The 14152-nt window shown below is 39.4% G+C and carries 12 protein-coding genes; 2 read left to right on the top strand and 10 right to left on the bottom strand.

What is annotated here, in order from left to right; translation table 11 throughout:
* Window positions 1–29 precede the first annotated feature (29 nt).
* From galU to M028_RS31410, 7 genes are all read right to left on the bottom strand, one after another.
* Complete coding sequence (gene galU, locus M028_RS0104365) at window positions 30–911, bottom strand: UTP--glucose-1-phosphate uridylyltransferase GalU (RefSeq protein WP_026572823.1); 882 nt, start codon at window positions 909–911, stop codon at window positions 30–32.
* Between the two features lie 70 nt (window positions 912–981).
* Window positions 982–2805 carry a polysaccharide biosynthesis protein gene (locus M028_RS0104360; protein WP_026572822.1) on the bottom strand — a complete coding sequence of 608 codons (1824 nt, stop codon included), beginning with the start codon at window positions 2803–2805 and terminating at the stop codon, window positions 982–984.
* 332 nt (window positions 2806–3137) lie between these two features.
* Entirely contained in the window at window positions 3138–3902 is a 765-nt protein-coding gene (locus M028_RS0104355; RefSeq protein ID WP_026572821.1) for a tyrosine-protein phosphatase, read from the bottom strand.
* A 99-nt stretch (window positions 3903–4001) separates the two neighbouring features.
* Window positions 4002–4703 (bottom strand): CpsD/CapB family tyrosine-protein kinase, encoded by a 702-nt coding sequence (locus tag M028_RS0104350; RefSeq protein WP_026572820.1) that lies wholly within the window; start codon window positions 4701–4703, stop codon window positions 4002–4004.
* Entirely contained in the window at window positions 4693–5439 is a 747-nt protein-coding gene (locus M028_RS0104345) for a YveK family protein (protein WP_026572819.1), read from the bottom strand. Before M028_RS0104345 ends, M028_RS0104350 begins: the two co-directional genes overlap by 11 nt.
* Window positions 5440–6299: 860 nt before the next feature.
* Entirely contained in the window at window positions 6300–7031 is a 732-nt protein-coding gene (locus M028_RS0104340) for a LytR/AlgR family response regulator transcription factor (protein WP_026572818.1), read from the bottom strand.
* Between the two features lie 64 nt (window positions 7032–7095).
* Window positions 7096–9108 carry a PAS domain-containing hybrid sensor histidine kinase/response regulator gene (locus M028_RS31410; RefSeq protein ID WP_051590924.1) on the bottom strand — a complete coding sequence of 671 codons (2013 nt, stop codon included), beginning with the start codon at window positions 9106–9108 and terminating at the stop codon, window positions 7096–7098.
* A 193-nt stretch (window positions 9109–9301) separates the two neighbouring features.
* Between M028_RS31410 and M028_RS31890 the strand changes: the two genes are divergently transcribed.
* On the top strand, window positions 9302–9466 hold the full coding sequence (locus M028_RS31890; RefSeq protein ID WP_081810643.1) for an aspartyl-phosphate phosphatase Spo0E family protein: 165 nt from the start codon (window positions 9302–9304) through the stop codon (window positions 9464–9466).
* A 392-nt stretch (window positions 9467–9858) separates the two neighbouring features.
* On the opposite strand, the gene M028_RS32600 is transcribed toward M028_RS31890, so the two are convergent.
* Window positions 9859–10017: a hypothetical protein gene (locus tag M028_RS32600; RefSeq protein ID WP_155925443.1), complete on the bottom strand. Its 159-nt coding sequence runs from the start codon at window positions 10015–10017 to the stop codon at window positions 9859–9861.
* 226 nt (window positions 10018–10243) lie between these two features.
* On the opposite strand from M028_RS32600, the gene M028_RS0104315 reads away from it, so the two are divergent.
* Window positions 10244–11602, top strand: a complete 1359-nt coding sequence (locus tag M028_RS0104315) for an Ig-like domain-containing protein (protein ID WP_026572816.1) — start codon at window positions 10244–10246, stop codon at window positions 11600–11602.
* Window positions 11603–11768: 166 nt separating this feature from the next.
* Here the strand turns inward: M028_RS0104315 and M028_RS0104310 are convergent, their stop codons facing one another.
* Together M028_RS0104310 and M028_RS29390 are read right to left on the bottom strand one after the other, a co-directional pair.
* Entirely contained in the window at window positions 11769–13274 is a 1506-nt protein-coding gene (locus M028_RS0104310) for a hypothetical protein (RefSeq protein WP_026572815.1), read from the bottom strand.
* 58 nt (window positions 13275–13332) lie between these two features.
* Window positions 13333–14121 (bottom strand): hypothetical protein, encoded by a 789-nt coding sequence (locus M028_RS29390; RefSeq protein ID WP_051590923.1) that lies wholly within the window; start codon window positions 14119–14121, stop codon window positions 13333–13335.
* Between the last annotated feature and the right edge of the window lie 31 nt (window positions 14122–14152).

The following is a 14152-nucleotide window of genomic DNA, read 5'->3' as shown; positions in this document are numbered from 1 at the left end:
AATTAACAAAGGCCTAGTTGATTTATCTTTTATTTTACTTTTATTTCATTCATCACTTGATCTAAATAAACAATTAACTCGTGCCTCAATCCTTCATCCTGAAGAGCAAACTCAATTGTCGTCTTTACAAACCCAAACTTTTCCCCAACATCATATCTTTTTCCTTCAAAATCATAAGCAAAAACACGCTGGATCTGATTCAACTTCTGAATTGCATCCGTCAACTGAATCTCCCCACCAGTACCCGTTTCCTGTTGTTCCAAGAACATAAAAATTTCAGGAGTTAAAATATAGCGTCCCATAATTGCTAAATTTGAAGGAGCAGTACCCAGTTTTGGTTTTTCGACGAAGTTATTGACTTGATAAAGCCGACCATCTTGAGTTGATGGATCAATAACTCCGTAGCGGTGCGTTTCTTCATTTGGTACCGTTTGAACTCCAATTACAGATGATCGAGTTTCTTCATATATATTGATTAGTTGTTTTAAGCATGGAGTTTGGCTTTGAACGATGTCATCACCAAGAAGTACAGCAAATGGTTCATCCCCAATAAATTTACGTGCACACCAAACTGCATGTCCAAGCCCTTTAGGTTCTTTTTGCCGAATATAATGGATATCTGCGAGGTTAGTAGAATATTGAACCTTATCAAGTAAATCCATTTTTCCTTTTTCCAATAGATTTTGCTCTAGTTCTGGCGCAAAATCAAAATGGTCTTCAATTGCACGTTTCCCTTTACCGGTAACAATAATAATGTCTTCAATCCCTGATGCTATTGCTTCCTCAACAATGTATTGGATTGTTGGTTTATCTACAATTGGTAACATTTCTTTAGGCATCGCCTTAGTAGCTGGAAGGAATCTAGTTCCAAGCCCTGCAGCTGGTATAATAGCTTTCCGTACTTTTTTCATTGTTCATTCCACCTTTGTGTTTCTTACAAAAAGTTAATGCTTTTTACAAACTTTTTTCACAATATATTAATTAATTGCTGTCAAAATTGGTATATGTCTTAAACTTATTATTAGCTACAGCAATAAGGGTATCATGCATATCCTTATCATTCATATTTAATAGATTATTGATTAATAAGCTAAGAGCTCCGGCATTCATGACATTGGCCTTACCAATATGAATTTTTGGAAAGATACTTTCCGGATGTACTTCATTTTCATTGAGAAGTTCTTCGTACATCTTCTCTCCAGGACGAAGTCCAGTAAAATGAATCCCTATTTGCTCTTCCTGATAACCAGAGAGCTTAATTAAGTTTTTCGCTAAATCGACAATCTTAACAGGCTCACCCATATCAAGTACAAAGACTTCTCCTCCTCTGGCTAATGATCCAGCCTGAATCACAAGTCGCGATGCTTCCGGAATCGTCATAAAGTAACGTGTCATGTCTGGGTGAGTAACTGTTACCGGACCACCAGCTTGGATTTGCCTTTTAAATAATGGAATTACGCTACCTCGACTACCAAGAACGTTTCCGAACCGGACCGCAACAAACTTTGTATTACTATTTTGTGCAAGACTCTGAATAATCATCTCTGCAAAGCGTTTTGTTGCTCCCATAACATTCGGTGGATTTACCGCTTTATCCGAAGAGATCATAACAAATGTATTAACACCAAATGTTTCAGAGGCTTCCGCAACATTCTTCGTCCCAAATATATTGTTCTTAACCGCTTCTTTTGGGTTGTATTCCATTAACGGTACATGCTTATGTGCAGCAGCATGGTAAACGACAAATGGTTTATGTTCTTCAATAATTTCAAAGATTCTTGTCCGGTCTTGAATATCACCAATGACAGGTACAATTTCAATTTGTTTCTGATATTTATTCCGAAGCTCCATATCAATTTGATAGATACTATTTTCACCGTGCCCTACTAATACAATCTTGTTAGGGTTGAACTTACAGATTTGCCGGCAAATCTCGGAACCAATGGAACCGCCCGCACCTGTAACAAGCACGGTTTTTCCCGCAACCTTTGCTGAAATCCCTTGAATATCTAATACAACAGGTTCTCTGCCAAGTAAGTCCTCTACTTGAACATCGCGGAACTGATTGACTGAAATCTTCCCTGTCATCAAATCCTCAAGCTTTGGAATAATTTGTGTTTTTGCTTTCGTTTTTGCACATTCATCGAAAATCCGGGTTAACTCTTTTTGTGTTAAAGAGGGAATCGCAATCACGATGTTATCAATTTGATATTTTTCAACTGTTTGTACAATACAATCAGAATTGCCAACAACTGGTATTCCAAGAATATCCAACTTATATTTCACTAGGTCATCATCAATAAATGCCACCGGCTTTAAATCAGCTTCCTGGTTGTGGATTAATTGCCGGGCTACCATTGTTCCAGCTGAACCTGCACCAATGATAAGTGTTTTTTTAATATCTTGTTGCTTATTCATGATGTTGTCGCGGAACATTCTCCACGAAAACCTTGATCCACCAATAAACAAGACATGAAGCATCCAAGTAATCATCAACGCTCGAACATAAATATTATGGAAAATAATTTCTTGCATGATGGCTGTTACCACGATGGAAAACGTTACGGCTTTCACAATCGCTACCAATTCACCTACACTTGCATACTGCCATGCCTTATTGTAAAGCTTATAAATCGAAGCAAATACATGATGGCAGCATAACAACGTTATCGCGGTGATCGGCAGCATATTAATTTTTAAAATCGGAATTTCCGGAACCAATGTAAAATAACTTATGTAGATGGCCGTTAACACAATCACTGAATCCAATAAAGCAAGTGTGGTCAATCTCTGTCGATAGGACAATGGTATTCCCCCTTTATCTTTCTTTGTTTGTTTATCTAAATCTCTCTTCCCCCATTAAAGCGTCATGGGTAAAAAAATAAATACCTAATGGAAATGCAAGTGTTTGTACACTTAATCTTTCATTAGATATTTATTATTTTTCTATTTAAAATCCGGCATCGAACCCGGCCTCACATCACACTTTTGACGACCTGCGTCTAAGGAGAAAAGCTTCTTCCTCCCACAGTGTAACCGAGTGCCCCCATGGATATCGGACAGAGAAGCTTCGCCGAACAGGTGATGAAACCTGAAAAAGTATTTTACTAGATGTAAACTCTCATCGGCATACTAGGTTAAAAGATTTTAAATAGTTTTTTCCTTTTAATTCTTCCTGGAACTTCCTTATATACGTGCTGACCTTCAATGGCGATTTCCGCATTATCTTCGAACAAGTAAACCATATCATTTCCGTATTTAGCTTGTACGAGATCAAACGCCTCTCTCACTTTAAAGGTGCGATTGACCATGTTATGCGCATCCGATGCAATAAAATGGGTTAAGTTTGCTTCGATTAATTGCAGGGAAAAGTTCTTAATCTTTTTCCCAAAATCCCCTGAAATACTGGAAGCAGTGACTTGCGATAATGCTCCCTTTTTCACAAGTTGATAGAGGATTTCTGGTTGCTCGATGATTTCCTGGTTTCGTTCAGGATGGACAATCACTGGAACAAGTCCTTTCAACTGCAAATCATAGAACAGTCTCTCCGTATAGCGCGGCACATGGCCTGAAGAGAACTCTACTAAAACATATTGGGTGTTGTTGATTGGGAGAATTTCTCCATGCTCATAGCCTTCTAGCATTTCACCATAGATCCGGGTTTCCTGGCCAGGTAATACAGTTAGATTAATATTCTCTAGTTTCAAAGCTTGATTTAATTGCTCTACATTTTGAAGGATTTGTTTTTTCGGGTTTTCATATCGACTAGTTAAATGGTGTGGAGTAGCCACAATGATGTGGATTCCTTGCTGGACAGCCTTCTTGGCCATCTTTATACTCTCTGATAGATCCTTTGCCCCATCGTCTATACCAGGTAATATATGACAATGCAAATCAACCATAAGCCCCACCCTTTTCCATCAATTGTGTATATTTTATGACATTTCTAATAGTAACACTGTCACAAATTAAGGTAAAGGGTAGGATTTTGTCGAATTTTGTTATTTCGCACCATAATAATAGTAATATTCGCCCTTTTGTACCTCTTTGTGGTTTAACACAACGCCCAATAGCTTACTCTGGGCACTTCCTAGCAACTCTTTACTCTTTTTCGCCTGATCGATTTCAGTTTTTTCACTGTATACTACAAGAATGGAACCATCGCATTGATTCGCTAAAATATGTGCATCGGCAACCGCTAATAATGGTGGTGTATCAAAAATGATATAATCAAACATTTCTTTGGCATCGATGATAAATTGTTCCATTGACTTCGAGCTTAATAGCTCTGCAGGGTTCGGCGGTATCGGTCCGCTTGTTAAAATGAATAAATCTTCTTCCTGCGTGTCAAGGACGGTTTTTTCAAGTGTTGATTGCTTCGTTAATACCGTTGTAAATCCATGGATGTTGTTTTGTCTAAATGTATGGTGAACCGTCGGTTTCCGAAGGTCGGCATCAACAAGCAGTACTTTTTTACCAAGTTGCGAGAACGCAACTGCAAGGTTTGCAGCGGTGGTTGATTTACCTTCTGCTGGACCAGATGAAGTCACCATGATGGTTTTCATTTCGCCATCGACTGCTGAATATTGAATATTGGTACGAATGGTCCGATATTGTTCAGAGATTGGCGATTTCGGGTCAATCATCGTGATCAGCTTTCTGCTTGAGTCTTTACTAGTTGTTTTCTTTTTCTTAAGAGCCAATCGTCTCACCCCTTACTGCATTTCTTTTTGCACGACGTGCCTGAGCATCTTCAAGTTTTTGGTCATCAATCGTTGCGATACCCCCCAAAATCGGAAGTTCTAATAGTTTTTCAACATCTTGTTCGTTTTTGATTGTGTTATTGAAATATTCAAGTAAAAACGAGATTCCTACTCCAGCCATTAAACCAACTACGATCGCAATCGCAATATTCAATAATGGTCTAGGTTTTACAGGTGATGGATTGTCATCAATCGTTGCTTTAGACAAAACGCTGACGTTATCCACCTTCATGAGTTTGGTGATTTCCTCTTGGAAAACCTTTGCTGTTGTATTGGCAATATCCGCCGCCTGTTGTACTTTTGGGTCTTGAACGGTAATGTTTACGACTTGGGAATCTTTTTCATTCCCTACTGTGATCTCATCTGCTATTTGTTTGGCGGTAATGCCGTTATTTAATTCTTCTGCTACTTTATCTAAAATAGCCGGACTTTTGATGATGACATTGTAGGTATTGATAAGTTGAAGGTTTGTTTGTACTTCGTTACTGTTGTAAAGTGTATTCTTATCTTTGGTTTGGTTTACAAGAATTTGTGTAGAAGCTTGATAGATTGGGGTTAAGTAAATGTAACTCACGACGCCGCTTGCGATGGCCGCAATCAGGGTTATGGAAACGATCAAGATGATTCGTTTTTTCAAGGTCTCCAACAATTCTTTTAAGCTTATCGTCTCTTCCATTTTGTCCTCCTAAGTAATTGACTCAAAACACTGTGTATTATATCACAATCTGTCATTGTTTTACGTAAGTTGTCGAATATTTATCACGTATTCTATTAAACACCTTTTTGTAAGAAATTAGAAGGGGTATGAGGAAATTGGCATATTTTCATCCTCAGAGGGTGTTTTTTCCATAAAATGGTATCGTTGTTCACAACAAATAGGCCTTTTACAAAGTGAAAAAGACCTTCAACATGTTCCCATCAATCGATGAACCTAGTTGATTTTGAACTTAGAAATATAAGTTGATTTTTTGGAGTTGTCGAAATGTGCCGAATAGGTCTCACCTAAGACTTCTATTTCTTCAAGTTGACTTGATTGGAGCAGCGAGTTTATGAAAATAGCAGGAGAGCTCCGCAAGCTACAGAAGAGGCTCATGGTTCAAAATGCTTATCCACTGTATGTCAACTAGATTAAGAGTACCACTACTTATGAAGCATTGGAATAAACCATAGATAATCTTAACACTAAATTTACAATTTTAAATAGAAAGGTCCTCATATGTGGGAATACCGGATTGAAATGCGGTAAAGGAGGTATGAAATGAGGAGTCTTTGACATCCAGGGCTATATGATGTTGGTGAAATTTAATAGGATTGCTAGATTAGGTTCATGGGCGAATAAAATGGAATGGACAAATCGATTCAGGTGTTAAAGGTCAATGTCGACTTAGAAACAATGCTGATTGGAGCGATGCGACGAGTAGGCTTCCCGGACCGCTCACGAACCTCTTGTACTTGGAGCGGAAAGCAACAACCTAGTTCAACAGACCATGAATTTTCCAAATTAAAAAGGCCTTTTACTCACGTTAAAAGACCTCCTCACGTCCCCATCAATCGATGAATTTCGTTGATTTTCAATTTTGAAATATAGGCTGTTTTTTCACAGTTGGCGAAGTGCGCCGAATAGGTCTCGCCTAATGCCTCGATTTTAACTATTTTCTTCAAGTTTACCAGATAGGAACGGTGGGTTTTATGAAAATAATCAGGAAGCCGATCCGCAAGTTCTAAAAGCGGTTCATGCGTTACAAACCGCTCATCTACCGTATGAATAACCGATTTCCTCCCCTCTTTTTCGATAAAAAGAATCTCTTCCACAGGGAGATAGACAAAGGTCTGATTCGATTTAATCGTAAGCCTCTTCCATTCCTTCTTTGCCATTCTTGCTTCGATGGCTTTCACTACTTCTATCGACTTTCTTGCCTTTTCCAGCGCCATAAAAAAGCGGGTCCGCTCAATCGGTTTGACTAGATAATCCACGGCTGAAAGGTTAAACGCTTCCACTGCATACTCTTCATGACCCGTTGTAAAAATGATATGAACTGAAGGAGCAATCATTTTACAGGTCCTTGCTGCCTCCACACCATTTAGGTCCGGCATCTGGATATCCAATAAGACAATTTCCGGTTTTTCTTTCATGACTAATTCAAGCAACTCATTGCCGCTGGCTGCTTCCCCGGCAACGATATAGTCGGGCAAAAGCTGTGTAAATTGTGCTAAAAGCATTCTCGAAGAAGGATCATCATCGGCAATGACCACCTTAATCTCATCCATTTTGATCCCCCATTAAACTAAGCCTATCCATCCATATTTTGGCTTCTCTGTTGAAAACTATGCATTAAACTAAATGCTTGGAAATTTGCTGAATAAAAAAGGCAATTTCCAGCGGTTTTGTGATATATTCCAAAAAACCGGCCTCCAATGCCCGATGGATGTTTTCCTCCATCGCATTCGCACTTACCGCCAGAATCGGGATGTCGGCGGTTTTCGGATTTGCCTTTAGTGCCTTAATGACTTCAAATCCACTTATATCCGGGAGATGGAGATCGCATAGGATTACATCAGGCATTTGCTCTCGGGTTGCTATGATTCCTTCCGCTCCGGTTAACGCTGAGATCAGCGATACTCCCTCAAGCGTCTCAACTATTTCAAGCACCAATTGTATATTGGCGAGATTATCCTCGATATATAATACTTTTGTCCGTACCGGTTTTTGGGGGTTTTTGTCAGCCTGTACGATCGTGTCTTCTTTTGATCCCTCATGATGACTTGCCAATGGGAGGCTAAACCAAAAATCGCTGCCCTTGCCGATCTCGCTTTCTATCCCCATCCGACCGCCCATTAAGGTCAGAAGACGCTTGACAACCGAAAGTCCGATTCCTGTCCCTTCAACAGTGGAATGGTCAATCCGATAGAAGGGTTCAAACACCACATCCTGTTTTTCCTTTGCTATGCCTATACCGGTATCCCGGATATGAACGGTGAGAAAACCCTCCTGGCTTGTATATTCGATAAAAATATCTCCGTTCTCTCGGTTGTATTTTATCGCATTATCTACTAAATTCAAGATAATCTGCCGCAAACGAACGGGATCTGCCACCACATATTGGTCTGTTTCGGCATTTTCTTGATACCTGATGTGGATTCCTTTCTGATGGGCCGATGGACTGGTGAAATCGATGCACTCCTTCATCATTTCGTTGATGTTTACCCTCTTCGTCGAAATTTTTAGTTTTCCCGCTTCAATTCGGGAAAGGTCGAGGATTTCATTGATTAACTCTAACAGATGGCGTCCGCCCTTACCAATTTCCGCCACAAATCCCTGCTGCTTATCGTTCAGTGTTTCATCCAATTCCAGCAGCTGATAAAATCCAAGAATTCCATTTAACGGTGTCCGCAGTTCATGACTCATATTGGATAGGAATTCAGATTTGGCTTGATTCGCTTTTTCCGCTTCTTCCTTAGCCTTTCGATTGGCCAATTCCATTCTTTTTCGCTCGGTAATGTCTTCAAATGTCCATAGATGTCCATTTAGCTCCTCCTCCATATAAAAAGGGCGGTAGCTTCTCCTCAGGATTCTTCCGCCTTTAAAGGAGACTTCATCCACTACGGGCTGATGATTTCGGATCATTTCCCCTACCCTTTTCCCCTCTTTTTCGACATGTTCAAAATAAACATGGTGGTAATCTGCCACATTTTTTCCCATGTAAGACTGAATCGGTTGGTCTAATTGAAACATTTTGCCGCACGCCTCGTTGATCGCGATGATTTTCTTCTCTTGATCCACTACAAGGATGCCGAGTGGCAGACTATCAATTAACGTTCTGCCTAAGGCATATGATTCTTTCAGTCTTTTTTCGTGTTCCTTTTGCGGGGTAATATCAACACCCGAACCAATTACTTCCACCACTTGGCCATTCTCGAAAACCGGGCGTAAACTCACTAGGTAGTCGACTCCATTTAGTCTTTGCTCGTAGTTTACCTGCTCCCCTTCCCAGGCTTTTCGATAGGACTGAAGCTTTTCTTCTGCATATTTCTGTGGTAAAAAATCGCGTAAATCTTTTCCTACTACTGCTTCAGAAGAAAGTCCTAATTTGGCTAGCAGTTCTCCTTCACACAAAGTATGAATGTATCGATCGCCGATTTTTACATATTTTAAGGTTAACCCTTGCTGCTTTTGAATCGTATGGAGCAAATCTTGTTTGGCTTTTTTGATTTCAATTTCTGGCTCATTTCGTTTCCGAAACTTCTTTTTTTGCTCACTTGAACTCAGCTTGTTAGATAGTATGGCTCCGGCAGCAAACGATGCAAGAGCCGTAACGGCTATTAAAACGATTTCATTCGGTGGCACGGATCTCACACTCTCTTTGTAACATCTTTGTTACAAATTTTACTCTTTTATGTCAAGGATTCCTCAATTCAACCTTCTTTAACCGCATTATAATCCAGAATTGGTCCATATGGGAATCTTGATATTTAAAAATTCAAATTTAATGATAATATAAATTTTGGCTTATTTAGATGCTTCATAAGGAGCGGAACTCATGCAACATTTGATCATAACGATTGAAAAACATAAAAAAGAATTGGCTGAATTGGTGGAAACCTATGGGATTGATTCCTCTGAAGCCATTAAATGCAGTCAGGAGCTGGATTCTCTCATCCATTTATTATTAACCACTGCAGAAAATAAGGAGCAGTTTCGGTAGATTTTCCTCAACCGAGACTACTCCTTTTTTTAATAGGAATTTTTTAGAAGATGGTTTAACCATGGAGATTTACTGCTGTGATGTTTTAAATAAAAGCCCTGTTAAACTTAGTTGTTGATTTCCGCTCCAGGATGCTCGCTTTCCGCGGGGCGGGCGGTGAGCCTCCTCGGCGCTTAAGCGCCTGCGGGGTCTCACCTGTCCCGCTGCTCCCGCAGGACACTGAATTACCTCCTCGAATCCGCCCACGCACGAAGAAAATGCGTTAGCATTTTCGAGGAGTCTCGCACCTTCCGCTCCAATCAACGTTTTTCTAAATCAACATTGTTCTTTAACACAGCCTAAATAAAAAAAAAGATAACAGGCTGTCGTTTAAAGGCGACCCCATTATCTATTTAACTTACCCTCATATTTTTCAGTTCGGTTTCTAAGTCTTTTAATAACTTATGTACGGTGAGATTACTATCTGTTAAACCTTTTTCGTAAGCGTTCTTGATAATCTCTGAAAATGCACTTTGCTCCATAGAGCGGTTATTCTTCTCCTTGCTTTCCACGTTCTTTGACGCCTCCTACTATCATCCTAATTACCTATTTTATTCCTAAATATTTGATATGTAAATAGATTTCCAGTCGGAATTGAAAGAATTTTTATGAATTTTGGAGATTTATAGTAATGAAATAGATGGAAAATGTAGAAATAACAGTTTTTATTTAAAGTTACATAATTTTACAACCGTGATATACTTACTAGGAAAATATAATTAGTTGGGGGAAGATGTTTTGAAAAAGAAAGTTGCTTACGCTGGGATTGCGGCTGCTCTATTGTTTACAGGATTACCGTCAACCACCACATTTGCTGCCGGTACAGCTACAGATGTGCAAAGAAGTGTAGTAGAACTAACTAGAACCCATCATCAAAGTGTCAAAGATTCAAAGCTTAAAAACATTGATGTTAGCAGAATTTTAAACAACACGAAAAAACCAGGTTTTCGCAGTCTTGCAACAAAGAGTGATATTGATTACATAATCGAACAGGAACCAAATGATTTGTTTGAGATGGCAAATCCGATGGAACTAGGGACCGCTGTTGTAGGGGATTTTAGTTTCAATGCCTCTCGCGATGGTGATTTTGATACTTTCGCGATTAACGTTACAGAGCCGGGATATTTGCTTCTTGCGGGTGCTCTGAATCCCGTTGACTACTTAACCAGATTTGGATTTGGGTTATTTGATTCAAATGGCGTGATCGTTGCGCCTGAATATGCCGATTCGGAAGACGGTATGGATTTTCAGTTTTTGCCGGTTAAACCCGGAACATATTATATTGCTGCAGCGAACTTAGACGATTATGTCTCGTATGATCAATACTTTATCTATGCCTCTATGGTAGATACTACGGCTCCGGATAGACCCATCGTAAATCCGGTCGACGACAATGATAAAACCATTTCCGGTAAGGCGGAAGCGGGTTCAAAGGTAACCATTAAGAATGGCGCTGCAACCTTTAAAACGGTTAACGCAGATAATAATGGTAATTTTAAAGTAAGCCTTGCAGCCCCATTTAAAGCGGGCACGAAGCTCAGCTTTACTGCAGAGGATGCTGCTGGAAACGTTAGCCCAGTCCTTAATGTTACTGTACTGGATAAGACTCCACCAGCTGCACCAAAAGTAAACCCTTTCGATGACAATGATAAGTACATTACTGGTAAAGCCGAAGCGTATTCGAAAATTACGATTAAAAATGGATCGAAACCATTTGGAGTAGCGAATACGGACAAATACGGAAACTTTAAGTTTCCGACAAAGCCAGTTAAAGCTGGATCGAAATTGTATTTTACCGCTACGGATCGTTCTAAAAATGTAAGTAGCACTACATCTGTTACGGTAGCCGATAAAACAGCTCCAGCTACTTTAACGGTTAATAAAGTGAAGAAAACGAGCAAATATGTCAGCGGGAAGACAGAAGCGAAAGCCTATGTTAAAGTGAAGGCTGGCAGTAAGAATTTAGCGAGTGGAAAAGCCGACTCTAAAGGATATTTCAAATTAAAGATTAAAGCACAGAAGAAAAATACTACGTTAACGATTACGGCGAGGGATGCTGCCGGGAATTCGAGAGTGGTTAAGGTGAAGGTTAAATAGCTATTATTTTGACGACCCAAAATGAAGTCTATTTTATCATAGAAGCTTCCAATGATGGTCCTAATAAAAATAATCCACCTCGTAAAAAACGGGCGGATTATTTTTATTTAAGGCCGTGATTGGTGTTCTTTGTTTAACCGCATTAGTTGCATTATGTGGTAGACTTTTAGCTTAAAAAGAAATCGTCAATTTCATCCATATCCTTAAGAATATTGTTTTGTTCAACATTATATGCCAAAGCAAGTTTTTTACTGCTTTGGAAGCGGAAAACGGCATTACAATCGTAATCAAACGCCATTTTCGTTATAGTACCAAGTTTGTCATATTCCTCGAGTATTTTTTCTACTACCCTTTTATATTCCTGATTAATTTTATTAAAGGCATTGTTGAATTGTTGATTTAATTTTTCCTCAAGCTTCCTACTTTCCTCCCCAAAATAATTCTTGGCTAGGCTAACAAGCGTACTTGCAGCAAAACTGCCAATCATTGTACCTACAATTGGAATCGGAATAAAAGCCTGCCCTAATGCCGCTCCCAGTGCCACGATGCCGGTTTCCAAACATGTAATTTGCCCTTGGCTAACAAACTCATCAAAATCAATTTTTCCATTTTTATAATCCATAAAGAGCTTTGAAACCCCATAAGAAGCAGAAACGAATGCGCTGGCCATAGGGGCAGTCATGGATGTGAAATTCGTAAAACCATAAATGGAGATACCTGTAATTCCCCCTTTTAATGCGCCTTTCCCAAAGTCGATTCCAACATCCTTCCAATCCTGTTGATCAAATTCTAAGATACTCGTTCCTTGTTTATGCTTTTTATAGATGCTAATCAGCAGGGACATTCCACCGCTTATCCCAGCACCAATCAGACCGGCCTTTAAACCTTCATGCAAATTGGGTTTTGCATTTTGATGTGCTTGGTCTTTCGCTTTGTCAGATTCATCTTTAATTTTATTGTTTATTTCCTCATTTTGCTTTTTTATTTTTTCTTCATGCTGGTGAACTGTGTTTTGAGCTGCCCCCCGTTGGACATCACTGTAATCAGAAATGGACGGCTTAACTGTTTCATGAAAGTCCTTGCCTGTTTGATTTTCAATTTCTCTTACCTTTTCAAGGATCTTATTAACGGTTCTTTGGCTTAATCCGTCCGGAATTTTCCCATCCAATATTTGTTGGATTGTCTCATAAGAATCCTTTGGAATTTGATAATAGGATCCATCCCTGCCAAAATCACGGTATTTGTCCATATGCTTTAAGACATGATCCAGATTATTATTAATCCCGTTAATAAATTTTGACTGTACTTTTATCCCATCAATAAGGTAATCTTCCGGGGCAAGTCTGCCCACACCGTCAAAGGTTGCACCAGGAATGTTGCCCTTTAAAAGGTCGTAAGCATTTCGAATATGCACTTCGATTTGTTCCGCTATTTCACCATGCTTTGTCAAATCGCTTCCAAGAATATGTTCAGGGTTATTTAGAAAATCCTTTACCTTTGAAACTTGAGCCAGCGCCTCCATTAACGCTTCCTTTTGCTGTCCAAGAGCCAGGGTTTCATCTGATAGAATTCGATCTAATTCTCTTGAAAGCTCATTTAATCTTGTTTGATTGATTGAATCAATAAATGAACCTGTTATTTGGTCAGCAGCTGCTTTGAATGGTGTCGCCATCTTATTTACCTATATTTTTATTAATAAGCATAGATAATGACAGAGTATTATTTACAAATTAACCAATTTCATATTTTTGGTCTTTTGAAAATTCATTGTAATTACGTGGTGCCAACTTTTGAAAGTGTGAAAGCTGACTTTTAAGATTATCTCTATGTACGATCGTTAACTCGCTTAATTCGTTTATTTCAATATCCGCTGCATTTAAAACGGCGATTTCCTTTAGAATTTTTGTTGTTTCTCTCTGCGCTTTTTCGGCTGCCTCTTTATTTTTCTTATTTGCAAAAAATGCGCCGCCGATTAAGGCTGTGCCTCCGATTGCCCATCCAATCGGTCCGGCTAAAGCAAGCAGTGCTTCACCAGCAAGCATTCCTCCGCCGCCTGCTACAAGGGCACCTCCTCCAAGCCAGGCTAAGGCTGCAGAGGTTTGTGCTGCCCCATAAAGTGTAGCAATCGCTGTTCCGGTTGAAGCCGTTCCAAAGGTAGTGGCAATTGCCATCGCAGCAGTTGGTCCGAAAGCTGCTACTCCCGCGCCCATCGCTACGCCGGCACCTGCTAAACCTCCTGCGATCTTTTGAATCTTTTCATCATACAACTTTATGTCAAGAATTGACTGAAATTTATCAAGATAAATCTTAATCTCAGAAAAGGTTGCTTCAAACTCTTTTGGTGTATTTACTAGTGTATTAATATATTGTTCGATCTCCTTAATTAACTCAGATGAATGCTGTCTGGCCTCCAGCAGCCGAATCGAACTTTCTTGTACCTTTTTTCCCAAACTTGCATATTGTTTACTTAATCTTTCTAATCTTTTTAAAGCCTCTTTTTTAGTTGTTGAATTTAGCATTGAACCCCTTGATGAGCAAATTAACTCAGCA

This window comes from Bacillus sp. UNC438CL73TsuS30 (genome assembly GCF_000482325.1).
In the GTDB taxonomy this organism is placed as follows: Bacteria; Bacillota; Bacilli; order Bacillales; family Cytobacillaceae; genus Neobacillus.
This window is presented reverse-complemented; position numbering and strand designations above follow the sequence as displayed.

Bases quoted from the DNA above. Each gene is read 5' to 3' on its own strand.
- galU (WP_026572823.1), bottom strand. From the start codon at position 911: ATGAAAAAAGTACGGAAAGCTATTATACCAGCTGCAGGGCTTGGAACT.
- M028_RS0104355 (WP_026572821.1), bottom strand. From the start codon at position 3,902: ATGGTTGATTTGCATTGTCATATATTACCTGGTATAGACGATGGGGCA.
- M028_RS0104345 (WP_026572819.1), bottom strand. From the start codon at position 5,439: ATGGAAGAGACGATAAGCTTAAAAGAATTGTTGGAGACCTTGAAAAAA.
- M028_RS0104340 (WP_026572818.1), bottom strand. From the start codon at position 7,031: ATGGATGAGATTAAGGTGGTCATTGCCGATGATGATCCTTCTTCGAGA.
- M028_RS31890 (WP_081810643.1), top strand. From the start codon at position 9,302: ATGCAACATTTGATCATAACGATTGAAAAACATAAAAAAGAATTGGCT.
- M028_RS0104310 (WP_026572815.1), bottom strand. From the start codon at position 13,274: ATGGCGACACCATTCAAAGCAGCTGCTGACCAAATAACAGGTTCATTT.
- M028_RS29390 (WP_051590923.1), bottom strand. From the start codon at position 14,121: ATGCTAAATTCAACAACTAAAAAAGAGGCTTTAAAAAGATTAGAAAGA.